Source organism: Streptococcus sp. SCPM-O-B-15304 (M98) (assembly GCF_058200215.1).
On sequence record NZ_JBYQGQ010000002.1, the window covers coordinates 47,184 to 72,380 of the forward strand.

Consider the following 25,197-nt stretch of genomic DNA (forward strand, 5'->3'; position numbering starts at 1 on the left):
TAGAAAGTATCGAATGGACATTCAATTTTTAGGAACGGGGGCTGGTCAGCCCTCTAAAGCCCGCAATGTTTCAAGTCTCGCTCTGAAACTCTTGGACGAGATTAACGAAGTTTGGCTTTTTGACTGTGGAGAAGGAACACAAAATCGCATTCTGGAAACCACGATTCGACCACGCAAGGTCAGCAAAATCTTTATTACCCACTTACACGGAGACCATATCTTTGGTTTGCCAGGTTTTCTCTCTAGTCGTGCTTTTCAGGCTAATGAAGAGCAGACTGATTTGGAAATCTATGGACCTCAAGGTATCAAGTCATTTGTCTTGACTAGTTTGCGTGTCTCTGGTTCTCGTCTGCCCTATAAGATTCATTTCCATGAGTTTGACAAGGATTCCCTAGGGAAAATTCTCGAAACTGATAAATTCATGGTGTATGCAGAAGAGTTGGATCACACTATTTTCTGTGTCGGCTATCGTATCATGCAAAAGGATTTAGAAGGAACCTTGGATGCTGAAAAGCTCAAAGCCGCTGGTGTGCCATTTGGACCACTTTTTGGAAAAATCAAAAACGGTCAGGATGTTGTCCTAGAAGACGGCACCGAGATCAAGGCAGCAGACTATATCTCAGCACCACGCCCTGGTAAGATTATCACCATTTTGGGAGATACTCGAAAAACAGATGCTAGTGTGCGTCTTGGAGTCAATGCAGATGTTCTTGTCCATGAGTCCACTTATGGCAAGGGTGATGAGAAGATTGCCCGCAACCACGGTCACTCAACTAATATGCAAGCTGCTCAGGTTGCAGTAGAAGCAGGAGCCAAACGACTCTTGCTCAACCATATCAGTGCTCGTTTTCTTTCAAAAGATATCAGTCAGCTCAAGAAAGATGCGGCAACGATTTTTGAAAATGTCCATGTGGTTAAAGACCTAGAAGAAGTGGAAATCTAGGATCTCGAGAAAGGATAAATATGTCTACTATTCTCATTACGGGTGCTAGTGGTGGTCTAGCCCAAGAAATGGTCAAACTCTTGCCCAATGATCAATTGATTTTGCTGGGTAGAAACAAGGAAAAACTCAGTAAACTCTACGGAAATCATCCACATGCAGAATTGGTCGAAATCGATATTACCGATAGTCAAGCCTTAGAAGGACTGGTAGCTGACCTCTATCTCCGCTATGGTAAGATAGATGTCTTGATTAACAACGCTGGCTACGGGATTTTTGAGGAATTTGACAAGATCTCTAATCAAGATATTCATCAGATGTTTGAGGTTAATACCTTTGCTTTGATGAATTTATCACGTTTGGTTGCTTCTCGTATGAAGGAAATGCGAAAAGGACATATCATCAATATCGTTAGCATGGCAGGTTTGATCGCTACTGGCAAGTCCAGTCTTTACTCAGCGACCAAGTTTGCGGCTATTGGTTTTTCAAACGCTTTGCGTCTCGAACTCATGCCCTATGGTATTTATGTGACGACGGTCAATCCAGGACCGATTCGTACAGGATTTTTTGATCAGGCTGATCCGGATGGAACCTACCTTAAGTCGGTTGACCGTTTCCTACTCGAGCCAGATGCAGTAGCTAGAAAGATTGTCAAAACCATAGGAAAAAACAAGCGGGAACTCAATCTTCCAATCTTGCTGCACTTAGCCCATAAGTTTTATACCCTCTTTCCCAAGTTAGCAGATAAGTTGGCTGGAGAAACCTTTAATTATAAGTGATAAAGCTGTTCCCTTGAGGAATGGCTTTTTACTTTAATTAGGAGAAGTTGTTTATCAAAAATAATCCCTGAAAATACTGGTAGTTTATCTCTATTTGATAGTTTTGGAGTATAATTGAGATAAGAAAGCAGATTAAAGACAGAATAAACTCCGAGTCTAACATAACTAAAAGTATATCTATAGTAGAAGGTTATGAAGTCAAGATAGAAGGAGGAGGTCATGGAATTTATAGTAGCTGAGGAGGGAATTCCTCAAAATATCGGATGTCAGGGAGCCTTGATTGCATATTATGGCAGTGAGATAGAATTTCATTATGAAACCGTGCCGCCACACGGGGATGAGATTTTTTCTGCCAAGTTGCCTTTGTTAGAACTTGAACTGCCCTTTTGGATCTATGGGAGAAATCTCATATTTTTAGACGCTTACTATCTTTTAGCTGAAACTGTTAAGATAGGAACGTGGGATCCGATAACCAGTATACTCATCAACATTCATATGGGGAAATACGCCAGCCTAGACCACTGGTACAATAATATATCTATTGAGCAAGACGGTCTTGAGTTGAAAAATGATTATGATGGACAAGTCCTGACTTTGAAAACTGTTGACAATCTTCATTGGCTTGCCCTAGATGCTGTAGCAGAAGAAAGGAACTAAAAATGGCAAAGAAAAGAGTTACCTTACCAAAAGAGTTTAAAGATTTAATGGATGAAGAAAATATTGAAGCCCTTAAAGCAGTCTATGATCGTTGTGAATTAACCGCACATGATGGAAGATTTAGCTTATGTACACCACTTCATATGGGAGGAGTCCCGGATGAATTGGTTATCTGGCTGGTGGAACAGGGCTTGGATATCAATATTCCTGATTATTATGGTGCAACTCCTTTGTATCGTCAGGCAACCATGGGGAGAGATACTGTAAAACTCTTGCTTGAATTGGGGGCAGATATTGAAAAAAACAATACCTATGGGAATACACCTCTGCATGTGGCAGCTCAGTTTTTTCATCCTAAGACCGTTGCGCTTCTCTTAGAAAAGGGAGCAAAGGTCAACCCTAAGAATGATAGGGGACAAACTCCACTAGACTCCGTTCTCACTGTCTGTCGGGGAATCTATATTGCCCAAACAGCTGAAATCGCCGCAATGCTTCTGGATGCTGGTGCTAAGAAAACACCAGCTTTGAAAGAAAAGGTCGAAAATATCGGGAAGGATTTTGAGTTTCATAGAGAAGGGATCAATCCTGACTATCTAGAAGCAGCAGATAAAGGTTTAGCCAAACTTTATCGTTTGTTTGATGTCAAGCCGGTAGCCAAACGAATAACCCACGATGGAGTTTCTCCGATTCTCGTAAAAGAAGGTAGCTGGGAGGAGCAATATGAGGAACTATGGTCTTTCTTGATTCCTTCAAGTGGAGCAGCCAAAACTGTTCAGGGAGAAGTTATCCGTATACCAGGTCGAGTCCGAGATGAACTGGATCGCAATGGTGGGGTCAACTGGGACAGGGACTATAGAAAAATGCTTCAGGCTCTCCCACAATACTTGTCTCTAGGAAACTCTCTTTCAGAACAAGAATTAGAAGAAAGCAAGCAAGTTATTGCGCAAATCCATAGCAAAGAAAGCGATGATGAAGCCAGTCTAGACCGTCTGTGTCAGCTAGCTCTTATATGGATTAAGCAAAATCCTGAGCCCATTTCCCTAGAAAAAACAAGTTATAAGCGTTAAAGAGCATTGTAAGACAGATAAAATAAAGAAATCATGGTGAAATGATGCAACTAATTGACCAAGTTAAAAAAATAGAAACTTATATTTGTGAGTATTTTGAAGACTGGGATTTGGATGATCCTGTGGAAGAGGGATACCTAGATGATTATCAGAATATTTCTGGTGCTTCCGAAGAAGATCTTCAAGCCTTTGAGGAAATATTTGGCATTCGTCTACCTAGTGACTTCAAAGAGCTTTATAGCTATAAAAATGGGAGTAAATACCTCTCTATTTTACCTTGTGTAATTGACCAGAGAGAGCTGACTTTTTCTCTCATGAGTCTGCAGGAAATTGAGACTTGTAAAAAGTACTTTCAAAATAGAGATGCTCTGTTAACAGAATTTCCCGACTATTTTTCTAGTCAAGACCTAGAAAACATGCATGATAGTAGAATTAAGCCCTATCTTTTTAATAAAAAATGGCTTCCTTTTGCTCAGTATTGTGACTCTTGTTATCTTATGCTGGATTTTGATCCAGACCGAGAGGGTCAGGAAGGGCAGATTATTTGCTACATCCATGATCCTGATCAGGTAATCTATGCGGCTAAAAGCCTTACAAATTTGATTGAAGGGATAATGGAAGAAATCATATGAATGGACAAATGTATCAGATAGCCTGTATCGTGGCAGCAGCTAGGAAGGCTTTAAAAAGTGGTAAAGAAATATGCTATAAGCCTGAAAAATATACAAATAAGTTGAGCTTTCAAATTTTGCCGTCAGAAAATGGGGAAGTTATAGAACTATCTATATCTGATTGGTTTGAAAATCTTAAGGAAAAAGGTTTGAAGGACTTAAAATTATTTTGCCCTATCTCAGTAAATGACAGAGGTATTTTAGGTTTCTCCAATACGACACAGAGTTCAATTCTCTGTTTTTATAAAGATGGGAAGGCAAGTTATTTCCTACCAAATTGGGAAGCTGCTTCCTCAGGTAGGGGCTGGGATGTTACCTACACCGAGTATGAATGGGAAAGGTCTTCTCAAGACCTTCCCCACTATGAAAATAATATCGAAGAATTTAAGGACATATTGACTCGTATAGAAGATTTAGCAATTAAAATTGAATGTGACAACTTTGCCAAAGTCTTTCACTCTGCTAGAAACTTTTTGCTAGACCCAGAATCTGGTAAAGGACTGGCAGAACCTCAAATTCCACCGCAACATCTAAGCATATTTAGAGCTGCAAGTGCAGCGGATGTTTTTGGAGGAATGGGCTCCTGGAATGATGAACCTGGCTGTCTGGCACAAGATAAGGGACTGGGTCAAGTATACGATGAACTTTCAGATCAATTGCTAAGAAATATTAGATCAGCCATTCTATTTGCCATCAACGAGTGGTGATGGATTAGGAGGAAGAAAATGGGGAAGCTAAAGTTAAGTCTATTGAATAAATGGGAGCTTGACAAGGATTACAATAGTGTTCTCAATTCTGTCATGTTACATGATGGTAGAGCCTTTGTCTTAACCAGTGAGAAGGAAGCTTTCAATCGCTACTGTCTGCTTGAAGTATCACCTTTGGGTGTGAAGGAGGTAGATGCTTGGGATTGTGACCATGTTTGGGAGGAAGAGGCTCTACTCTTTACAGATGGACAAAATATTGGCATCATCAAGGCTGGCAAGGAAATAGTCTATTATACTGGTGATTTATCTCATCCAGAAATCATTGCCATAAAGGATCCGCAAGGTATACTTCCTAAAAAGGCTCAAGAGAGATATTTTCAAATCGTATCAGATAGCGACCAGATACCCGTGTGTTTTGAAGATCAAGTTTATACAAACCAAGCAAGAAACTTTGCCCTTTTAGAGTTTGATAGGGAGAAAAAGCAGGCGAAGTGGACCACTTATTCGCATATTGATAAAAAAGAGTTAAATCACCACGACACGAGCTCTGATGCTTGTCCTAAAATTGATAGTATGAAATGTTGGAAGCAAGAGCTCTATGCCTTTAGCTCTGGAGAAAGTCAAACCTCTGTCAATAAATGGGGCATGGACTATTATGCTCTTGTTAAAATCTCTAGTGATGGTCGTATTATCGAAAAATTATTAGAATCTGAACATTTAAAGGCTTTAGGTAAAAAAGCTGGTGTCAATGGAATTTTTACGGATTCGCCTTATCTGATCCTGAGCCCCCTATTTAAGAATGATGATTGGAAGGGCAAGCAAAAGCTATTTTCTCTGGCAACGAGAGAATGGTGCGATATAGCCTTGCCTAGAGGAATGAGTAAACACAAGCTTCAAAATATGACAGACAACTTTTGTTTAACCTTCCTGTACGACAGAGGATTAAAAGAACTTGCCCTTTGTCGGATTGACTAGGCTGTGAGGCTGAGTTTGGGAGTTTTTTATAGATAGGTGCTGATATTTCTTGATTAGTCTACAGTATTTATTTTGAGGTGTTTTCTTGTCAAATTTGACCAAGTATTGCAAATCGAATCTTAAAATAGTATACTAGTTCTGTTAGTTATGAAAACGTTTGCGTTTTTGTTGTTGAAGATTATTTAGGAGACAATACATGGAATTAACAGCTATTTATCATAGACCAGAATCAGAGTATGCTTATCTGTACAAAGAAGGTCAGCTACATATCCGAATCAGAACCAAGAAAGATGATGTCCAGCAGGTCATCTTACACTATGGAGATCCCTTTATCTTTATCGAGGATAAGTATGAAGCCAAGAAAGAAATGACTAAAGTAACCTCCGACACTTTATTTGATTATTGGCAGGTTACAGTATCGGTTGATTTTGCACGGATTCAGTATCTCTTTGAGCTCCTTGATGAGGAAGGTCAGGGTGTTTTTTACGGTGATAAGGGTTGCGTAGAACATACTCAAGAAAACTTGGATGCTGAAGGCAATGGCTTTAAGCTTCCTTATATTCACGAAATTGACGGTTGCCAAGTTCCTGACTGGGTTTCAAATACCGTTTGGTATCAGATTTTCCCAGAACGATTTGCTAATGGAAATCCTAATTTGACCCCAGATGGAGCTCGAGAGTGGGATGCTGCCATTGCGCCTAACAGGGATGATTTTTTTGGTGGAGACTTGCAAGGGATTATCGACCATCTGGACTATCTAAAAGATTTGGGAATCACTGGACTTTACCTATGTCCGATTTTTGAAGCTACAACCAATCACAAGTATGATACGACGGATTATTTTGAAATTGACCGTCACTTTGGGGATAAGGAACTTTTTGCTAATCTAGTCGAGGAAGCTCACAAACGTGGCATCAAGATTATGCTAGATGCTGTTTTCAATCATATCGGCTACCAGTCTGCCCAATGGCAGGATGTTCTAAAGAACGGCGAAAAGTCACCATATAAAGATTGGTTCCATATCCAAGAATTCCCAGTTACTGAGGATAAACTTCAGAATCCAAGAGAACTCCCTTATCATACCTTTGCCTTTGCTAGCTATATGCCTAAGTTGAATACAGCTAATCCGGAGGTTAGGGATTATCTTTTAAGTGTTGCGACCTACTGGATTGAGAATTTTGATATCGATGCTTGGCGTTTGGACGTTGCTAATGAAATTGACCACCAGTTCTGGAGAGATTTCAGAAAGGCAGTTCTCGCTAAAAAGCCCGATTTGTATATACTAGGTGAAATCTGGCATACGTCTCAGCCTTGGCTACAAGGGGACGAATTCCATGCGGTCATGAACTATCCACTCTCTGAAAGTATCAAGGATTATTTCTTGCGTCAGCGTAAAAAGACAGAGCAGTTCATTTCAGAAATCAACAGCCAGTCTATGTACTACAAGCAACAAATCTCAGAAGTGATGTTTAACCTTCTGGATTCTCACGATACAGAGCGTATCCTCACAACTGCCAAAGGCAATGTGCAACATGTCAAGGCTGCTCTAGCTTTCCTCTACCTTCAAAAAGGGACCCCTTGTATCTATTATGGAACAGAGCTTGCATTAATAGGTGGACCAGATCCCGACTGCCGTCGTGTCATGCCTTGGGACCGTGTGTCTGAGGAAAATGACATGCTGAATTTTATGAAACAGTTGATTCAAGTCCGTAAGGAAGTGGCAAGTATGATTCAGCATGGTAATTATCGCTTGGAAGAATTGAAACCAGATGTCCTATCCTTGAAGTGGAACTACCAAGGGAAAGAAGTTCAAGCAATCTTTAATCAGTCTTCTGAGAAATATATTTTAGACAGAGATTCAGTTGATTTAGCGAGTCATTGCCAGTTTGAAGATGGTCAGCAAGTCATCTTGCCAGCTGGATTTGTAGTTTATTTAGATTCGATTTAAACCGTTTTTTAACTCCAACACATGCTTGTTTTAAACTAGAAAGGAAAGACCGATGGAAAAACTTCAAGTTTCTGAAGAATGGTTGCAAAAATACCAAGAAATCAAACATATTTTGACCTCGTCTGTCAATTACGCAGCGTGTTTCGAGATGAAAGAAATAGACGGCAAGGAAGTCTTTGTCTTAGATATGGGGGAAGTGACCTTCCCAAGTGGAGAAATTTTAGTTAGGGATCCCTTGGTCTGGCTTCGTAGGAATGAAAAACCCTATTTAGAGACCGTTCCAAAAGGAACATTTCCTCTCAAAACCTTGGTAGTTAAAATCGAAGAAGATCATTATAGGTATGTTGCAACAAGAGTTCAATTTACAGATACACTTCCAGTTGTTTACTATGAAGCTTTAACTGGTACTGAAAACCTGGATTCTGTTGAAGAAGATTCTTATTTTGGATTTTCAGTCGATGCAGGCTTAGCAACTATTGTGGATGTTGAGACAAAAAATGCCTACTGTGATTTTGAAGAAAAATGGTATCAAGAAAATCCTGAAAAAAACATCTATGATGATTTCTTTGAGGAAATTTTTGCTCAAAATGCCATAGAACATCCCCTATATCAACGAGAAGGCGGTGATTGGATTAACTTTAAAATACCACATACAGACCTGACTATTCCAATGATACAATCTGGTTTTGGAGATGGAAATTATCCTGTTTACTTTGGCTATGACAAGGATCATCAACTATGTGATGTGGTTATTGAGTATATCTATGTAGGATAAGGAGTTGGATAATGGCACTCAAGGAAGTTTATGATTATTTTCGTCACTGTGATAAGGAAACTTATCAAGTTGTCGCCTGCATGGGCAATGAACCATCGGAAGAAGATGTTCAGGATTTTGAAAATCAATACGGTATTCGTCTGCCAGAAGATTTCAGGGAATTCACCATGTCAGCTCTGGGAGGTCTCTTTATGGAAGTCAGGGAAGAGCTATGGCCAAGAGCCAAGGCTTACGATGTAGCCCCTTTTTGGACCTTCTGCCGAGGTATCAAGGTCTTGGGAATTGCAAATGGCATCCCAGACTTCCTAGACATTCGAATAAAAACTAAGGAATTACATGATTTAGGATTTGTTGACTATATTCCATTTCTATCTATCATCGGGGATGGAGATGTGATTTTCTGCTTTGATAAGGACAATCATATAGTAGCTCTAGATTGGTTTAATAGTGGCGAAACTGAAGAGCTTGAATGTGATTTTTCAGAGCTTTTGCTGCAGCAAATTGCAGAGTTAGAAGAACGTAAAGATGAGATGGTCAAGCTACTGGAAAAGGGGAAATCTAGTCAATAATCTAATAAGAAATATCAGTTTGATAGACCGTAAAAGAGGTTGGGACAAAAGATCCCGCCCTCACTTTTTATTAGCAATCAAACTTTGACGCGGTAGCTGATTGAACTTTCTGTTCGTCTTTTATACTCTTCGAAAATCTCTTCAAACCACGTCAGCGTCGCCTTGCCGTACTCAAGTACAGCCTGCGGCTAGCTTCCTAGTTTGCTCTTTGATTTTCATTGAGTATTAGACTCCAAAAAGCTCCTAATCATCCTCGCGGGGCTGGGACTACGAAATCGAGACTTTGTCTATCGATTTCCGTCCTACCGCCTTTTTTAGTAAAATCATTCACTAAATGTACATTCAGATTTTCAAAGTTTTCTACTAATTATAGAAAAAAGAATCAAAAGTATGATTTTTATGCTGCCAGTATTGAAGTTTCTTATATTATTTTATAAAATAGAAGCAAAATACTACTGAAAAAGTAGAGCGCTTACATAAAATTGGAAGCGGTTACGAATATAAGGAGGATCTTATGAGAAAAGATCATTGGAATCGAAAAAGAGTGTATAGTATCCGAAAATTTACCGTTGGAACTTGCTCTGTAGTCATCGGTACTTGCTCAGTCTTATTTGGTGCAAGTGTAGCTGGTGCAAACCCAGTTTCAGCTGATGAAACTCCAATTGCAGTTGCTGCAGAAAAAGTAGAGGATGATTCTCATAAAGAGGAACTTGGTGAAACAAGAAGTCCAGAACAGCCAGCATCAACTGAATCAGCTGCAAGTGAAGTTGCTACACCAGCTCATGCAGTTGAAAAGGCACGGGATGATCAAACTGTACAGTCAGATTCTGACAAAAAAGAGGATTCCATCTTAGATAAGAAACCTCAAGCAATTACTAAAGATCAATCTGCTCAAACGGAAAAACCGGATCTAAAACCGGCTACCAGTGAGGAGGTAAATCAATTGGTTGAGGACCGTAAAGTAGAATTTAACCAAAACTGGCATTTTAAACTTAATGCTAATGCCAAAGACGCTATCAAACCAGATGCAGATGTATCAAGCTGGAAGAAATTAGACCTTCCTCATGACTGGAGTATCTACAATGACTTCGATCACGATTCTCCTGCCCAAAACGAAGGTGGACAACTCAATGGTGGTGATGCTTGGTATCGCAAGACCTTTAAACTTGATGAAAAAGACCTTAACAAGAATGTTCGCCTGGTCTTTGATGGAGTTTATATGGATTCGCAAGTCTATGTAAACGGTCAGCTAGTTGGTCACTATCCAAATGGTTACAACCAATTCTCTTATGACATCACTGATTATCTCAATAAAGATGGTCGTGAGAATGTCGTGGCTGTACATGCGGTCAACAAACAACCAAGTAGCCGTTGGTACTCAGGAAGTGGTATTTACCGCGATGTTACCCTTCAAGTCACAGATAAGGTTCATGCTGAGAAAAATGGAACAACTATCTTAACACCAGACCTTGAAAAACAACAAAATGGTAAGGTTGATACTCATGTAACAAGTAAGATCGTCAATACAGATGACAAAGATCATGAAATTGTTGCTGAATACCAAATTATTGAACGAAATGGTCAGGCTGTAACGGACGCAGTTCGTACAGATAGCCAAGTCTTGAAAGCTCATCAATCAACTAGTTTGAATGCTATTTTGCAAGTTGAGAAACCAAAACTCTGGACAGTTCTTAACGATAAACCGGCTCTTTATGAATTAGTGACTCGTGTTTATCGTGACGGCCAATTGGTAGATGCTAAGAAGGACTTGTTTGGTTACCGTTACTATAACTGGACACCAAATGAAGGCTTCTCTTTGAATGGTGAACGCATTAAATTCCATGGAGTTTCTCTTCACCACGACCACGGAGCTCTAGGGGCTGAAGAAAACTATAAGGCAGAATACCGTCGTCTGAAACAGATGAAGGATATGGGTGTGAACTCTATCCGTACAACCCACAACCCAGCTAGTGAGCAAACGTTGCAGATCGCTGCAGAACTAGGTTTGTTGGTGCAAGAAGAAGCCTTCGATACTTGGTACGGTGGTAAGAAACAGTATGACTACGGACGTTTCTTTGACAAAGACGCCACTCACCCAGATGCTAAAAAAGGTGAAAAATGGTCTGACTTTGACCTACGTACAATGGTCGAAAGAGGCAAAAACAACCCTGCTATCTTCATGTGGTCTATCGGTAATGAAATCGGTGAAGCAGACGGTAAGGCTCGTTCTCTAGCGACTGTAAAACGCTTGGTCCAAGTTATTAAAGCAGTTGATAAGACACGCTATGTCACTATGGGAGCAGACAAGTTCCGCTTTGGTGATGGTAGTGGTGATCATGAAAAGATTGCGAACGAACTTGATGCGGTTGGATTTAACTATTCAGAAGACAACTATAAGAAGCTTCGTGCGAAGCATCCAAATTGGTTGATTTACGGTTCAGAAACTTCTTCAGCAACTCGTACTCGTGGTAGCTATTTCCGTCCAGAAAGTGAGCTAGTTCATAGCAACCAAGCATATCGTCATTATGAGCAATCAGACTATGGTAATGACCGTGTTGGTTGGGGTAAAACAGCCACTGCATCGTGGACTTTTGACCGTGACAATGCTGGTTATGCAGGTCAGTTTATCTGGACAGGTACCGACTATATCGGTGAGCCTACTCCATGGCACAACCAAAACAACACACCAGTTAAGAGTTCTTACTTTGGTATCGTAGATACAGCCGGAATTCCTAAGAATGACTATTACTTGTACCAAAGCCAATGGGTTTCTGCTCAGAAGAAACCAATGGTTCACCTCCTTCCTCACTGGAACTGGGAAGATCCTACTCTGAAAGCAAATGTAGCGGACGCAGATGGTAAGATTCCTGTTCGTGCATTTTCAAATGCTGCCAGTGTGGAACTGTTCTTGAATGGCGAGTCTCTAGGTAAGAAAACCTTTAACAAGAAACAAACTAGTGATGGCCGTACTTACCAAGAAGGTGCCAATGCCAAGGAACTTTACCTTGAGTGGAAGGTTGCTTATCAACCTGGAACCTTGGAAGCAGTAGCTCGCGATGAGGCTGGTAATGAAATTGCTCGTGATAAGGTTACGACTGCTGGTGAACCTGCAGGTGTTCGCCTAGTCAAAGAAGAAAATGCTATCGCAGCAGACGGAAAAGATCTCACTTATATTTACTACGAAATCGTTGACAGTGCTGGTAATGTAGTTCCAACTGCCAATAACCTTGTGCGCTTCCAGTTGCATGGACAAGGTCAAATTGTCGGTGTGGATAACGGTGAACAAGCAAGCCGTGAACGTTATAAAGAGCAAGCTGACGGTTCATGGGTTCGTAAGGCTTTCAATGGTAAGGGTGTTGTCATTGTCAAATCAACTGAGCAAGCTGGTAAATTTACCTTGACTGCTCACTCTGATCTCTTGAAATCTGATCAAACTACAATCTTTACAGGTAAGAAAGACCAAGCTGAAAAAACAGTTTTGGGTACAGAAGTTGCTAAAGTTCGTACTGTTATCGGTCAAGCACCGAAAATGCCTAAGAAGGTAGCATTTATCTACAGTGATGGTAGCCGTACAAAACTTCCAGTAGAATGGTCAGCAGTTGATGTCAATGAACCAGGAATTGTGACTGTTAAGGGTGTAGCAGATGGACGTGATGTAGAAGCGCGTGTTGAAGTCTTGGCTCTCGAAGCAGAATTGCCTGTAGTCAAGAGAATCGCTCCAAATACAGACCTAAATTCAGTTGACAAATCTGTATCTTACGTATTATCAGATGGTACCGTAGGAAGCTATGACGTTGATAAGTGGGAAGTTGCAGCTGAAGACCAAGCTAAATTAGCTATCCCAGGCTCTCGTATCCAGGCTAAAGGAATTTCAGGTGAAGATAAAATCGATGCGACCTTTGTAGTCGCAGAAGGTCAAGCATCTGCACCAGTAGTTCCAAGTGTAACCGTAACCGACCAAGCTGTAGAAGGTCTTTCAACTGAGCAACCAGTAAAATACCATAAACTTGCTTATGGTGTAGCTTTGCCAGAAGTTAAAGCTACAGCTGAAAATGCTCAAGTGACAGTTATTCAAGCTAATGAAGCAAATGGTATGCGTGCAAGCATCCATGTTCAACCAAACGATGGTGGCCCACTACAAACCTATGCTATCCAATTCCTACAAGAAGCTCCACAAATTGAACGTTTGAGCCTAGAAGTTGAAAATGCGGCTACTTTGAAAGAAAACCAAACTGTCGGTATCAAGGTCTTGGCTCACTATCAAGACGGTACACAAGCAGTCTTGAAGGCTGATAAGGTTACCTTCTCAACTACAGGTGAAGGAGATGTAGCCGTTCGTAAAGGTATGCTTGAATTGCATAAACCTGGTCAAGTAACTCTGAAAGCTCAATTTGAAGGAGCAGAAGGTCAGATTGACTTGAACATTCAAGCAAATACTGAAGATAAAGTCGTCCAAGCCATCCGTCCAGTTAGTGTCGTGACAGGTTTGAACCAAGAACCAAGTCTACCTGCTACTGTAACTGTAGAGTATGACAAAGGATTTCCAAAGGTTCACAAGGTAACTTGGCAAGCAGTTGCTAAGGAAGACCTTGCTAAATACCATAGCTTTGATGTCTTAGGTAAAGTTGAAGGAATCGAGAAAGAAGCTCATGCTAAGGTATCTGTCGAAGGTATCATTGCTGTCGAAGAAGTCAGCGTAACTACTCCAGTTGCAGAAGCTCCTCAACTACCAGAGAGCGTTCGTACTTACCACTCAAATGGCCAAGTCTCTTCAGCTAAAGTAACTTGGGACGCAATTGAACCAAGCCAATACGCACAAGAAGGCAAGTTTACTGTGACAGGACATGTCGAAGGTACTCAACTACCAACTAAACTTCATGTTCGTGTGTCTGCTCAGACAGAAACTGGTGCTAATATTTCTGACCAGTGGACTGGTTCAGAATTGCCACTTGCCTTTGCATCAGACTCAAATCCAAGTGACTCAGTAGCCAATGTCAATGACAAACTAATTTCATATAACAACCAACCAGCAAACCGCTGGACAAACTGGAACCGTACAAGTGAAGCATCCGTGGGAATTCTCTTTGGTGATTCTGGTATCATGTCTAAACGTTCAGTGGATAACCTCAATGTAGCCTTCCACGAAGACCACGGTGTTGGTGCACCTAAATCCTATGTCATCGAATACTATGTCGGTTCAGAAACTCCAACAGTTCCTAAGAATCCAAGCTTCGTAGCACGCGAAGACCATGTCTTTAATGACGATAAAAACTGGAAAGAAGTAACAAATCTTAAAGCTCCAGATCAAGTCAGAGCTGGAGAAATGACCCACTTTAGCTTTGATAAAGTCAACACTTATGCTGTTCGTATCCGCATGGTTAGACCAGATGGTAAATGGGGTACTTCTATTACAGAAATGCAAATCTTCTCTAAACAAGTAGCTGCAGCTAAGAATGCTCAAGCAAAAATCCAAGTAGATGGAAAAGATTTGCCAAACTTTAACCCAGGCTTGACTGACTACTATCTAGAAGCAAGCCAAGGAAAAGCTCCAGCTGTTACAGCAAATGTCACTGAAAATGGTATTGCAACAGTTGTACCAAGCGTAGGTGAAGGAGATCCAGTTCGTGTTGTTGTCAAGGCTGAAAACGGAGATATCCTAGGTGAATACCGCCTACACTTCACAAATGATAAAGATTTGCTCGCAAGTAAACCTGTTGCTGTTGCCAAATCATCTCGCTTGGTTGCTAAAGGACAAACCCTTGAGTTACCAACAAAAGTTCCTGTCTACTTCACAGGAAAATCTGACTATGAAGTGAAAGACTTGGCTGTTGACTGGGAAGCAGTTCCAGCAGAAAATCTAACAAAAGCAGGTGAATTTACAGTTCATGGTCGTGTTTTGGGTACTGATTTAACTGCTGAAGTAGCTGTTCGTGTAACAGACAAACTCGGTGAAAACCTATCAGACAACCCAGACTTCGATGACGATAGCAACCGTTCATTTGCCTCAGCAACTAACGATATTGATCCAAACTCTCATGACCGTGTAGATTATGTTAACGATGGTTCAGATGATGAAACTCGTCGTTGGACCAACTGGTCTCCAACTCCATCTGATAATCCAGAAGTCTCAGTAGGGGTTATCTTCAGAGAAAATGGTAAGATTGTTGAACGTACTGTAGCTGAAGGAAGCATTCGCTTCTTTGCAGATGGTGGAACAGATGCACCTTCTAAACTTGTTCTAGAACGCTATGTGGGACCAGAATTTGATTCACCAGAATATTACTCTAACTACCAACCATACGATCCAGAACATCCATTCAACACTCCTTCTAACTGGGAGAAAGTTGAATATCGTGCGGATCAAGAAGTTCAAGCAGGAACTGACATCCATGTAACCTTTGCACCGGTCAAAGCTAAAGCTATGAGATGGCGCATGGACAGAAAAGCAGACAAGAAGGGTGTGGCTATCACTGAAATGGCCTTTATCGCACCAAGTGAAGCACCTAAAGACAATACAGCTTCTAAACTTCTAGTAGATGGTAGAGAGCTTGCAGACTTCTCTGAAGCTCGTGTGGATTACCAAGTAACCTATAGTGGAAACCGTCCTAAAGTGACCGTTGAAGCTGGTGAAAACGTAGCGGCAACAGTTGTTGATAGTGGTGACGATAAACTTCCAGTCTTGGTACGTCTCGTTTCAGAAAGTGGTAAACAGGTCAAGGAATACCGTATCCAATTGACCAAAGAAAAGGTTGAAACTGGGAAAGTTGCCCCAGCTGTTCAGGAAGAGCTTCCTAGCCTAGAAGTGGTAGAAGAAGCTCTCAGCTTCAAGACAGTGAAGAAAGAAGATCCAACTCTAGCAGAAGGTGAAACTCGTGTAACTCAAGCAGGTCGTGAAGGTAAAGAACGTATCCTGACTGAAGTAGCACTAGATGGAAGCCGTACTGAAAAACTTCGCGAAACTATTGAAGCACCGCAAGATGAGATTGTCTTAGTCGGAACTAAGAAAGAAGTATCTGGTAAAACAGATCCAGCTATCCATGAGGTTCCAGAATTTACAGGTGGTGTCAATGGAGCAGAAGCAGCTGTTCATGAAGTCCCAGAGTACCCAGGAGTCATTGGCACAGCAGGCGATGAAGCAGCACCAGTAGTAGAAGTACCAGAATTTACAGGCGGTGTCAATGGGGCAGAAGCTGCTGTTCATGAAGTACCAAAGTATACTGGTCATGTAAATGGTTCAGAAGGAACTACCCATCAAGTTCCACACTTTGAAGGTGGCGTTCCTGGTGGAGAAGGGACTAGTCACCAAGTTCCAGAATTTACTGGACGTGTGAATGGTTCAGCCCCAACTACAGGTGAAACACCAGCATACAGAGATGAGCAGTCACAAGTAGCTCTTGCTATGTCACAAGACAAGACCTACCAAGCGCCTGCAAGTCATCAAAATATCCTCCCTGAAACAGGTACAAAAGAAAATGCAACCCTTGCAACAGCAGGTGTTGTAGGAGCACTACTTGGTCTCTTTGCAATGGGAAAGAAAAAAGAAGACGAATAAGATGATGTTATAGCATCTAAGTCATAGAGATTGGACTAAGAGACTAATCTCGATCATAAAAAGCGGACAAAACTAGTTTTCTGATAAACAGAATCTGGTCTTGTTCGCTTTTTTTCTCATGAAGCAATTGCAAAAGAAGACCAGAGATGATATTCGACAAAAAACTAAAATAACAAACTAGAGGAATTGTCTCAGAAACATGGTGAGTAAGGCATGGCTATACTGACTTGAATTCAGCGCATCTGAGGACTTTGAAAATCTCTCTAAAGTCTACAGGGATAAGCTTTCTTTCTCTCCTCAAAAGAGTTATAATAAAGATGAAAATAGGGATAGAAGAGTAGGAGATAGGATGGCTTATATTGAAATGAAAAACAGCTATAAGAGGTATCATACTGGTGATACAGAAATTGTAGCCAATCGGGATGTCAACTTCGAGATTGAAAAGGGAGAACTAGTCATTATCCTTGGGTCATCTGGAGCAGGGAAGTCAACCGTTTTAAATATTCTTGGTGGTATGGATACAAATGATGAAGGGCAAGTCTGGATTGATGGGACCAATATCTCGAATTTCACTTCTCATCAGAGAACTAACTATCGTAGAGATGACGTTGGCTTTGTCTTTCAATTTTACAACTTGGTTTCTAACTTGACTGCCAAGGAAAATGTTGAGCTAGCTTCAGAAATTGTTGCCGATGCCTTGGATCCTGAGCAGGTTCTCAAGGATGTTGGATTAGGGCACCGTCTTAATAACTTTCCAGCTCAGCTGTCAGGCGGTGAGCAACAACGGGTATCCATTGCTCGAGCCGTGGCTAAAAATCCTAAAATTCTCCTTTGTGATGAACCAACGGGAGCTTTGGATTACCAGACTGGTAAGCAGGTTCTAAAGATTCTTCAAGATATGTCACGTAAGAAGGGGGCCACCGTTATCATCGTGACCCATAATGCCTCCCTAGCTCCAATAGCTGATCGGGTGATTCAGATGCATGATGCCAGTGTCAAGAGTGTTGTCCTCAATCCTCAACCACAGGATATTGATGATTTGGAGTACTAAGATGAAAAGAAAGACATATTGGAAAGACCTGCTCCAGTCTTTCACAGGTTCAAAGGGACGATTTTTATCCATCCTAACTCTAATGATGTTAGGTTCTTTAGCCGTGGTTGGTCTCAAGGTTGCTAGTCCTAATATGGAGCGAACAGCTTGGGCTTATCTGAAAGATACTAATGTGGCAGATATGACCGTCATAGCAGATTATGGTCTAGATCAGGCAGACCAGGAAGAATTGCAAACTCTATCGGGAGCAGATGTTGAATTTGGTTATATGACAGATTTTACTCTGGCAAATAGTGAAGATGCCATACGAATCTTTTCAAATACTGAAAAGATTTCAAAATTTCAAGTAACGGAAGGTCGTTTGCCTGAAAAAGAAGATGAATTGGCCTTGGCGGATTTTTGGAAAGATCGTTATCAGATTGGTCAAGTCATTCAGTTGAGCCAAAAGAAGGGCAGTAATTCTCAGTTGAAGCGGGATAGTTATACCATTACAGGCTTCGTCCACTCTCCAGATATTTTCTCAAAAACGGATATGGGGAGTTCAGCCAGTGGTAATGGGAATCTAGCAGCCTATGGTGTCGTAACAAAAGATAACTTTAAGAGCTTTGTTTACACGATTGCCCGCCTGCGTTTTGCTAGTCTAACAGATGTCAATCCTTTTTCAAGCGATTACGAAAAGAAGCAAGAGGAAGAAGAGGGAACTCTCAAAGACCTAGTTGCTGATAATGGTCAAGCGCGGCTAGAAAAAATGAAAAAGGACGCTCAAGAGTCCCTTGATGAGGGCAAGAAACAGCTAGACGAGGCTGAAAGCAACTTGACAGCTGGCAAGAAACGTCTACAGGAAATCGAAACGCGTCTACAAGCTCAAGAAAATCAAGTGAGCCAACTACCAGAACCACAAAAAAGTCAAGCATCTAGTCAGTTAGGAGAAACAAAAGAACAACTAAAGCAAGAAAGGGAAAAGCTGAGCCAAGCCGAAACAGATCTTACTAAGGAAAAGGCTAAGTGGCAGACCAGTCAGGATGAGGTCAAGGCTCTAACAGAGCCAACCTATCATGTCTACAATCGCAAGAGTTCTCCTACTGGTCAAGGTTATCTCATGTATAGTAACTCGGCTATGAGTATTCGTGCCGTAGGGAATATCTTTCCAGTTGTTCTCTATGCCGTTGCAGCCATGGTTACCTTTACCACCATGACACGATTTGTAGACGAGGAAAGAACCAATGCAGGGATTTTCAAAGCTCTAGGATACCATAGCAAGGATATCATTGCTAAGTTTGTGATTTACGGCCTGGTTGCTGGAACTCTTGGAACCCTTCTAGGAATCTTGCTTGGGCATTACGTCTTGGCACCTACAATCTCTCATATTATCACTGAGCGAATGATTGTTGGAGAGAGTCAGCAGTATTTCTACTGGACCTATAGTTGTTTAGCTCTGACTCTAAGCTTAGTGGCTAGTGTCCTACCTGCCTACCTTGTATCTCGCAGAGAATTGCATGAAGAAGCAGCGCAATTATTACTACCTAAGCCACCAGTCAAGGGTTCTAAAATTCTCTTGGAGCGCATAACCTTTATCTGGTCACGCTTGAGTTTTACTCAGAAAGTGACAGCCCGCAACATTTTCCGTTATAAACAGCGTATGCTGATGACCATTTTTGGAGTTGCTGGTTCAGTAGCCCTCCTCTTTGCAGGGCTTGGGATTCAATCCTCTGTGGTTGGCGTGGCAGACAGGCAGTTTAAGGATCTGCAACAATACCAGATGGTTCTCTCTGTCAATTCTCGAGCTTCTGATTCTGACAAGGCTAAGCTAGAGGAAAAACTGAAAAGTGATGAAGTTGAAAACTATCGTTTTATTTCTTCCAAACAGATTGAGGAAGACTATGCCGGTAAGGCTGGCGTTCAGACCGTGACCATGATGGTGACGGATCAAGATGACCTAGCTCCCTTTGTCCTCCTAGAAAAAAATGGGGAAAAACTGAGCTTATCTAATGGAGTTGTCTTGACAGAAAAATTGGCCCAGTTGGCAGGAGTTTCTGTTGGTGACAATTTTACAATAGATGGGAAAACCTTTAAAGTAGGTGCTATTACCGAGCACTATGTGGGCCATTTTGTCTATATGAATCAGGCAACCTATGAGGAGATATACGGTCAAGCACCCAAGATGAATACATATTTGGTCCAACTCAAGGATAAAAGTGAAGTCAATACCGAAAGAGTCGCAGGAGAATTTATGGAGCAAGCAGCTGTCAGTGGCCTCGTTCAAAACGCCTCCACCATTCAGCTCTTTGAAAGTTTTGCCAATTCTCTGAATCACACCATGGCGATTTTGGTGCTGGTATCGGTGCTACTAGCCATTGTGATTCTTTATAATTTGACCAATATCAATGTTGCTGAACGGATTCGGGAACTTTCAACCATCAAGGTTCTTGGTTTTCATAACAAAGAAGTGACCCTTTATATCTATCGGGAGACCATCATATTGTCACTAATTGGAATGATTGTAGGATTGGTATCAGGCTTTTATCTCCATCAATTTCTCATTCAGATGATTGCACCCGGTACCTTCCGTTTTCAACCAAAGGTCGGCTGGGAAGTTTATCTCATTCCAGTTCTAGCTGTCAGTGTCATTTTGACCATCCTAGGAGTTTTTGTCAATCATTATCTCCGAAAGGTAGATATGCTTGAAGCCCTCAAGTCTGTAGAATAGTTGATCGAGGACAAAAACAAATAAGAAAGCCCTTTGTGGCTTTTTTATTTTCATAAAAATGGTAAAATAGTAAGAGTAGAAATGGAGTTCTAGATATGAAACGAATTGATCAATTTGAAAATAAGAAAGTATTAGTCCTAGGTTTGGCTAAATCTGGTGAATCTGCAGCTCGTCTCTTGGATAAGCTAGGTGCCATTGTGACAGTGAATGATGGCAAGCCTTTTGAAGAAAACCCAGCTGCGCAAAGTCTCTTGGAAGAGGGCATCAAGGTTGTCACTGGTGGACATCCTTTGGAATTATTGGATGAAGATTTTGCACTTATGGTAAAAAATCCAGGAATTCCTTATAGCAATCCGATGATTGAAAAAGCTCTAGAAAAAGGCATTCCAGTCTTGACTGAGGTTGAGTTGGCTTATTTGGTTTCAGAGGCACCGATTGTTGGTATTACTGGTTCTAATGGTAAGACTACAACTACAACCATGATTGGAGAAGTTCTGACTGCTGCGGGGCAAAATGGTCTCTTATCAGGGAACATCGGTTATCCTGCTAGTCAGGTGGCTCAGACAGCGACAGATAAGGACACCCTTGTCATGGAGCTATCCTCTTTCCAATTAATGGGAATCCAGGAATTCCATCCTGAAATTGCTGTTATCACCAATCTTATGCCAACCCATATCGACTACCACGGTTCTTTTGAAGCCTACGTTGAAGCCAAGTGGAATATTCAAAGCAATATGACAGCGGCTGATTACCTAGTTTTGAACTTCAACCAGGAATTAGCTAAAGAGCTTGCGACAAAGACAAATGCGACTGTAGTACCATTTTCAACACTTGAAAAGGTTGACGGAGCTTATCTTGAAGATGGTCTTCTTTACTTCCGTGGTGAAAAAGTCATGGCAGCTGATGAAATCGGTGTTCCAGGTAGCCACAATGTGGAAAATGCTCTTGCAACCATTGCTGTGGCTAAACTTCGTGGTGTTGATAATGAGACCATTAAGGAAACCTTGTCAGCCTTTGGTGGCGTTAAACACCGTCTCCAATTTGTAGACCAAATCAAGGGTGTTAAATTCTACAACGATAGTAAGTCAACCAATATCTTGGCAACTCAAAAAGCCTTGTCTGGATTTGACAATAGCAAGGTTATCTTGATAGCTGGTGGGTTGGACCGTGGTAATGAGTTTGAAGAGTTGGTTCCAGATATCACTGGACTTAAGAAAATGGTCATTCTCGGTCAGTCTGCAGAACGTGTCAAACGTGCAGCGGACAAGGCTGGTGTGGCTTATGTGGATGCAACAGATATTGCTGACGCAACTCGCAAGGCTTATGAACTTGCTGAAGAAGGAGATGTGGTTCTCCTCAGTCCTGCTAATGCTAGCTGGGATATGTATGCTAACTTTGAAGTGCGTGGAGATCTTTTCATCGACACTGTAGCGGAGTTAAAGGGATAATATGAAAAAAATAGTATTTACTGGTGGGGGAACGGTTGGACACGTTACCCTCAACCTTTTGTTAATGCCTAAGTTCATCGAAGATGGCTGGGAAGTCCACTATATTGGTGATAAGAACGGAATTGAGCATCATGAAATTCTCAAGTCAGGTTTAGATGTCACCTTCCATTCTATTGCTACAGGGAAATTACGTCGATATTTCTCATGGCAAAACATGGTTGACGTCTTTAAGGTTGCTTTTGGAATTATTCAATCGCTCTTTATCATGCTTCGCCTTCGTCCGCAAGCCCTCTTTTCTAAGGGAGGATTTGTATCTGTTCCTCCTGTTATTGCAGCGCGAGTATGCAGAGTGCCAGTCTTTATCCACGAGTCTGACCTCTCTATGGGCTTGGCCAATAAAATCGCTTATAAGTTTGCGACCAAGATGTACTCTACTTTTGAACAAGCGTCTGGTCTCACTAAGGTAGAGCATGTAGGAGCTGTGACTAAGGTTTCTGGCCCAATCATGGAAGAACCCGAAGAAATGGTGGACATCAGAACTTATTTTGATAGCAAACTACCAACTCTTCTCTTCGTCGGCGGTTCTGCTGGGGCGCGTGTCTTTAACCAATTAGTTACAGACCACAAGGAAGAGCTGACTAGTCGCTACAATATCATCAACCTGACAGGTGATGCTAGTTTAAATGAACTAAGTTCAAACCTCTATCGTGTTGACTATGTGACTGACCTCTATCAACCGCTCATGAATCTGGCTGATGTGGTCATTACTCGTGGTGGTGCCAATACTATTTTTGAGCTCCTTGCCATGGCTAAATTGCATGTCATTGTCCCTCTCGGACGTGAAGCTAGCCGTGGAGACCAGATTGAAAATGCAGCTTATTTCGTGAAAAAAGGCTATGCTGAAGAGTTGCAAGAAAGCGACTTGACCTTGTCTACTTTAGAAGAAAAAGTAAGCAAGCTTTTGACCCACAAAGAAGACTACCAGAGCACGATGAAGAATTCTCATGAATTAAAATCTGTGGCGGATTTTTATGCGCTACTAAAAAAAGATCTATCATAAGGAAAATCGATGTCAAAGGATAAGAAACAAGAGCCAACTCAAGGCAAGGAATTGTCAGAGTGGCAAAAACGAAATCAAGAATATCTTCAAAAAAAAGCTGAAGAAGAGGCCCAACTAGCCAAAGAAAAGGCCCAAGCAGAAGCCAATAAAAAAGAAGTTGCAAAAGCTCTGGAAGAAGAAACCACTTTATCAGAGTGGCAGAAGCAGAACCGTGAATATCTGCGTAAAAAGGCTGAAGAAGAGACTAAGGAAGAACAAGAGTCAGACTTATCTGAAGATACTGAGGCAGAAGAGACCTCAGATTCTAATCCTGAAGAGCAGAAGGAGAGTGCAGAAGACCAGTCCTCTCCTGAGAATGAGGAGGAAACTACTGAGACAGAACAAGTAGAAGAAGAGGATGAAAAATCTCAAGAAAAATCTGAAGAAACAAAAGTAGAAGAAAAGAGATCTAAGTCTAAGAAAAAGATTGCTAAGCCTTCTATTCCAAGTGTTCATATCTGGCGTGCTGTTACGATTCTAATCCCAAGTTTGCTTGTCTTGTTCTTTTCCATCTATCTTTTGACGCCATACTCAACTTTGAAAAACATAGAGGTTACTGGTACTGTAGAGACCAATGCAGACCAAATCAAAGAGGCTTCAGGGATTCGTGATAGTGACTATACCTTTGATCTACTCCTCAATAAAGACAAACATGCTGAGATGATTAAGTCCAATCACTGGATTGAATCTGCTAGCATTCACTATCAATTCCCGACCAATTTTACCATCCAGGTTAAGGAATACGGGATTGTAGCCTATTATGTTTCTGGAGAGGACCATTATCCGATTCTTTCTAGTGGGACGGTGGAAACCAGTCCGGTTAGTCTAGTCAGTCTTCCTGAAACCTATATGTCCGTACTCTTTAACGATGAGCAGCAAGTCAAAACCTTGATTGAACAACTGGCTGAAGTCAGCCCAGAGATTAAGCAGGCTATCAAAACGATTGAATTGGCTCCAAGCAGTGTAACCAGTGATCTGCTCAAAATTACCATGTATGATACGGATGAGGTTTTGGTTCCTTTATCAGAACTAGGTAAAAAATTGCCTTACTATAGCAAGATTAAACCTCAATTAACAGTGCCAAGCGGTATTGATATGGAAGTTGGGATCTATAGTTATAGCTTGACGGATAAGGCTTTAGAAGAAGCGAGAATCAAAGCTAAAGAAGAGGAAAAGAAGAAGCAGGAAGAAGAAAAGAAAAAACAAGAAGAGCAAGGGAATCAAACTCAGAATCAAACACAAACTCAAAATCAAACAACCCAACAATCACAGAGTCGATAAACTTGAGAACATTCTATCGGCTTGATTGTGAGTCTTGGCTTTAAAGTTCTTCGGATACTAGTTTTTACTTGACAAGTCCCGCTTTAAATAATAGAATAGTAAAAAACCTTTAAAGCAGTCCAGAGAGGCAGCTAAGGTTAGACGGTGAAAGGGTGGATTCTACCCATTTTTCGTGGAACCTTGCTGTTGGCAGGTTCCTTTTTTCATGCTCTCTAGTTCACAAAGGTAAAAGGAGAAAAGTATGCGCGAATCTCGTCCAGTTATTGCTCTTGATTTTCCAAGTTTTGAGGCAGTCAAGAAATTTTTAGCTCTTTTTCCAGCTGAAGAGAGCCTCTATCTAAAGGTAGGTATGGAGCTCTATTACGCCACAGGTCCGGAGATTGTTTCTTATTTGAAAGACTTAGGTCACAGTGTCTTTCTGGATCTCAAACTTCATGATATTCCCAATACGGTTAAGTCAGCCATGAAGGTTTTGTCTCATCTGGGTGTTGACATGACCAATGTTCATGCCGCAGGTGGTGTGGAGATGATGAAGGCTGCGCGTGAAGGTCTTGGAAAAGAAGCAAAATTGATTGCTGTTACCCAGTTGACTTCAACTTCTGAAGAACAAATGAGAGACTTTCAAAATATTCAAACCAGTCTTCAAGAATCGGTCATTCATTATGCCAAGAAAACTGCTGAAGCTGGATTAGATGGTGTGGTTTGTTCAGCTCAGGAAGTCAAGCTTATCAAAGAAGCTACCAACCAAGACTTTATCTGCCTGACACCGGGTATTCGACCGGCAGGGGCTGCAGTTGGAGATCAAAAACGAGTCATGACGCCAGCAGATGCTTATCAAATTGGTAGTGACTACATCGTTGTCGGTCGCCCGATTACTCAAGCCACTGATCCAGTTGCAGCTTATCATGCTATCAAGGATGAGTGGAACCAAGACTGAAATTAAAGAAATAGATTATAAAAACAAAAGGAGT

General features: G+C 41.3%; 16 protein-coding genes and 3 pseudogenes. All 19 read left to right on the forward strand.

The genetic code is table 11. The features are described from left to right. The first annotated feature begins 13 nt into the window (after nt 1-13). The 19 genes and pseudogenes from rnz to pyrF all read left to right on the forward strand — a co-directional run bounded on the left by rnz (nt 14) and on the right by pyrF (nt 25,163). On the forward strand, nt 14-943 hold the full coding sequence (gene rnz / locus AC3E7H_RS01385) for a ribonuclease Z (protein ID WP_049508584.1): 930 nt from the start codon (nt 14-16) through the stop codon (nt 941-943). A 20-nt stretch (nt 944-963) separates the two neighbouring features. After that, entirely contained in the window at nt 964-1,719 is a 756-nt protein-coding gene (locus AC3E7H_RS01390) for an SDR family NAD(P)-dependent oxidoreductase (RefSeq protein WP_490675978.1), read from the forward strand. A 219-nt stretch (nt 1,720-1,938) separates the two neighbouring features. After that, nucleotides 1,939-2,376, forward strand: a complete 438-nt coding sequence (locus AC3E7H_RS01395; RefSeq protein ID WP_490675979.1) for a hypothetical protein — start codon at nt 1,939-1,941, stop codon at nt 2,374-2,376. A 2-nt stretch (nt 2,377-2,378) separates the two neighbouring features. Continuing rightward, nucleotides 2,379-3,443, forward strand: a complete 1,065-nt coding sequence (locus AC3E7H_RS01400) for an ankyrin repeat domain-containing protein (protein ID WP_490675980.1) — start codon at nt 2,379-2,381, stop codon at nt 3,441-3,443. A gap of 44 nt (nt 3,444-3,487) precedes the next feature. Continuing rightward, on the forward strand, nt 3,488-4,075 hold the full coding sequence (locus AC3E7H_RS01405; protein WP_490676030.1) for an SMI1/KNR4 family protein: 588 nt from the start codon (nt 3,488-3,490) through the stop codon (nt 4,073-4,075). Then, nucleotides 4,072-4,821, forward strand: a complete 750-nt coding sequence (locus AC3E7H_RS01410; protein WP_490675981.1) for a hypothetical protein — start codon at nt 4,072-4,074, stop codon at nt 4,819-4,821. The genes AC3E7H_RS01405 and AC3E7H_RS01410 overlap by 4 nt, the downstream gene beginning before the upstream one ends. Nucleotides 4,822-4,839: 18 nt before the next feature. Then, nucleotides 4,840-5,796: a hypothetical protein gene (locus AC3E7H_RS01415; RefSeq protein ID WP_490675982.1), complete on the forward strand. Its 957-nt coding sequence runs from the start codon at nt 4,840-4,842 to the stop codon at nt 5,794-5,796. 196 nt (nt 5,797-5,992) lie between these two features. Next, entirely contained in the window at nt 5,993-7,744 is a 1,752-nt protein-coding gene (locus AC3E7H_RS01420) for a glycoside hydrolase family 13 protein (RefSeq protein WP_490675983.1), read from the forward strand. Nucleotides 7,745-7,796: 52 nt separating this feature from the next. Then, on the forward strand, nt 7,797-8,519 hold the full coding sequence (locus AC3E7H_RS01425; RefSeq protein WP_075228211.1) for a DUF4241 domain-containing protein: 723 nt from the start codon (nt 7,797-7,799) through the stop codon (nt 8,517-8,519). An 11-nt stretch (nt 8,520-8,530) separates the two neighbouring features. Then, on the forward strand, nt 8,531-9,088 hold the full coding sequence (locus tag AC3E7H_RS01430) for an SMI1/KNR4 family protein (protein ID WP_075228212.1): 558 nt from the start codon (nt 8,531-8,533) through the stop codon (nt 9,086-9,088). Nucleotides 9,089-9,602: 514 nt separating this feature from the next. Further along, nucleotides 9,603-9,770: pseudogene (locus AC3E7H_RS01435) on the forward strand (YSIRK-type signal peptide-containing protein); the annotation flags it as partial. 210 nt (nt 9,771-9,980) lie between these two features. Continuing rightward, a pseudogene (gene bgaA, locus AC3E7H_RS01440) lies at nt 9,981-16,095 on the forward strand (LPXTG-anchored adhesin/beta-galactosidase BgaA); the annotation flags it as partial. A 32-nt stretch (nt 16,096-16,127) separates the two neighbouring features. Continuing rightward, a pseudogene (locus tag AC3E7H_RS01445) lies at nt 16,128-16,640 on the forward strand (SIALI-17 repeat-containing surface protein); the annotation flags it as partial. 349 nt (nt 16,641-16,989) lie between these two features. Continuing rightward, a complete protein-coding gene (locus AC3E7H_RS01450) occupies nt 16,990-17,691 on the forward strand; it encodes an ABC transporter ATP-binding protein (RefSeq protein ID WP_000323392.1) in 702 nt (233 codons plus the stop codon). A 1-nt stretch (nt 17,692) separates the two neighbouring features. Then, complete coding sequence (locus tag AC3E7H_RS01455) at nt 17,693-20,398, forward strand: ABC transporter permease (protein ID WP_000824283.1); 2,706 nt, start codon at nt 17,693-17,695, stop codon at nt 20,396-20,398. A 95-nt stretch (nt 20,399-20,493) separates the two neighbouring features. After that, nucleotides 20,494-21,846 (forward strand): UDP-N-acetylmuramoyl-L-alanine--D-glutamate ligase, encoded by a 1,353-nt coding sequence (murD, locus tag AC3E7H_RS01460; protein WP_000821007.1) that lies wholly within the window; start codon nt 20,494-20,496, stop codon nt 21,844-21,846. Between the two features lies 1 nt (nt 21,847). After that, nucleotides 21,848-22,906, forward strand: a complete 1,059-nt coding sequence (locus tag AC3E7H_RS01465) for a UDP-N-acetylglucosamine--N-acetylmuramyl-(pentapeptide) pyrophosphoryl-undecaprenol N-acetylglucosamine transferase (protein ID WP_049503210.1) — start codon at nt 21,848-21,850, stop codon at nt 22,904-22,906. A gap of 9 nt (nt 22,907-22,915) precedes the next feature. Then, complete coding sequence (locus AC3E7H_RS01470) at nt 22,916-24,226, forward strand: cell division protein FtsQ/DivIB (RefSeq protein WP_490675984.1); 1,311 nt, start codon at nt 22,916-22,918, stop codon at nt 24,224-24,226. Nucleotides 24,227-24,467: 241 nt separating this feature from the next. Beyond that, nucleotides 24,468-25,163: an orotidine-5'-phosphate decarboxylase gene (gene pyrF, locus AC3E7H_RS01475; protein ID WP_001209285.1), complete on the forward strand. Its 696-nt coding sequence runs from the start codon at nt 24,468-24,470 to the stop codon at nt 25,161-25,163. Nucleotides 25,164-25,197: the final 34 nt, after the last annotated feature.

What these genes read in the sequence shown, in the direction of transcription:
- rnz (WP_049508584.1), top strand. Translation starts at nt 14, where the DNA reads ATGGACATTCAATTTTTAGGAACGGGGGCTGGTCAGCCCTCTAAAGCC.
- AC3E7H_RS01390 (WP_490675978.1), top strand. Translation starts at nt 964, where the DNA reads ATGTCTACTATTCTCATTACGGGTGCTAGTGGTGGTCTAGCCCAAGAA.
- AC3E7H_RS01395 (WP_490675979.1), top strand. Translation starts at nt 1,939, where the DNA reads ATGGAATTTATAGTAGCTGAGGAGGGAATTCCTCAAAATATCGGATGT.
- AC3E7H_RS01400 (WP_490675980.1), top strand. Translation starts at nt 2,379, where the DNA reads ATGGCAAAGAAAAGAGTTACCTTACCAAAAGAGTTTAAAGATTTAATG.
- AC3E7H_RS01405 (WP_490676030.1), top strand. Translation starts at nt 3,488, where the DNA reads ATGCAACTAATTGACCAAGTTAAAAAAATAGAAACTTATATTTGTGAG.
- AC3E7H_RS01410 (WP_490675981.1), top strand. Translation starts at nt 4,072, where the DNA reads ATGAATGGACAAATGTATCAGATAGCCTGTATCGTGGCAGCAGCTAGG.
- AC3E7H_RS01415 (WP_490675982.1), top strand. Translation starts at nt 4,840, where the DNA reads ATGGGGAAGCTAAAGTTAAGTCTATTGAATAAATGGGAGCTTGACAAG.
- AC3E7H_RS01420 (WP_490675983.1), top strand. Translation starts at nt 5,993, where the DNA reads ATGGAATTAACAGCTATTTATCATAGACCAGAATCAGAGTATGCTTAT.
- AC3E7H_RS01425 (WP_075228211.1), top strand. Translation starts at nt 7,797, where the DNA reads ATGGAAAAACTTCAAGTTTCTGAAGAATGGTTGCAAAAATACCAAGAA.
- AC3E7H_RS01430 (WP_075228212.1), top strand. Translation starts at nt 8,531, where the DNA reads ATGGCACTCAAGGAAGTTTATGATTATTTTCGTCACTGTGATAAGGAA.
- AC3E7H_RS01450 (WP_000323392.1), top strand. Translation starts at nt 16,990, where the DNA reads ATGGCTTATATTGAAATGAAAAACAGCTATAAGAGGTATCATACTGGT.
- AC3E7H_RS01455 (WP_000824283.1), top strand. Translation starts at nt 17,693, where the DNA reads ATGAAAAGAAAGACATATTGGAAAGACCTGCTCCAGTCTTTCACAGGT.
- murD (WP_000821007.1), top strand. Translation starts at nt 20,494, where the DNA reads ATGAAACGAATTGATCAATTTGAAAATAAGAAAGTATTAGTCCTAGGT.
- AC3E7H_RS01465 (WP_049503210.1), top strand. Translation starts at nt 21,848, where the DNA reads ATGAAAAAAATAGTATTTACTGGTGGGGGAACGGTTGGACACGTTACC.
- AC3E7H_RS01470 (WP_490675984.1), top strand. Translation starts at nt 22,916, where the DNA reads ATGTCAAAGGATAAGAAACAAGAGCCAACTCAAGGCAAGGAATTGTCA.
- pyrF (WP_001209285.1), top strand. Translation starts at nt 24,468, where the DNA reads ATGCGCGAATCTCGTCCAGTTATTGCTCTTGATTTTCCAAGTTTTGAG.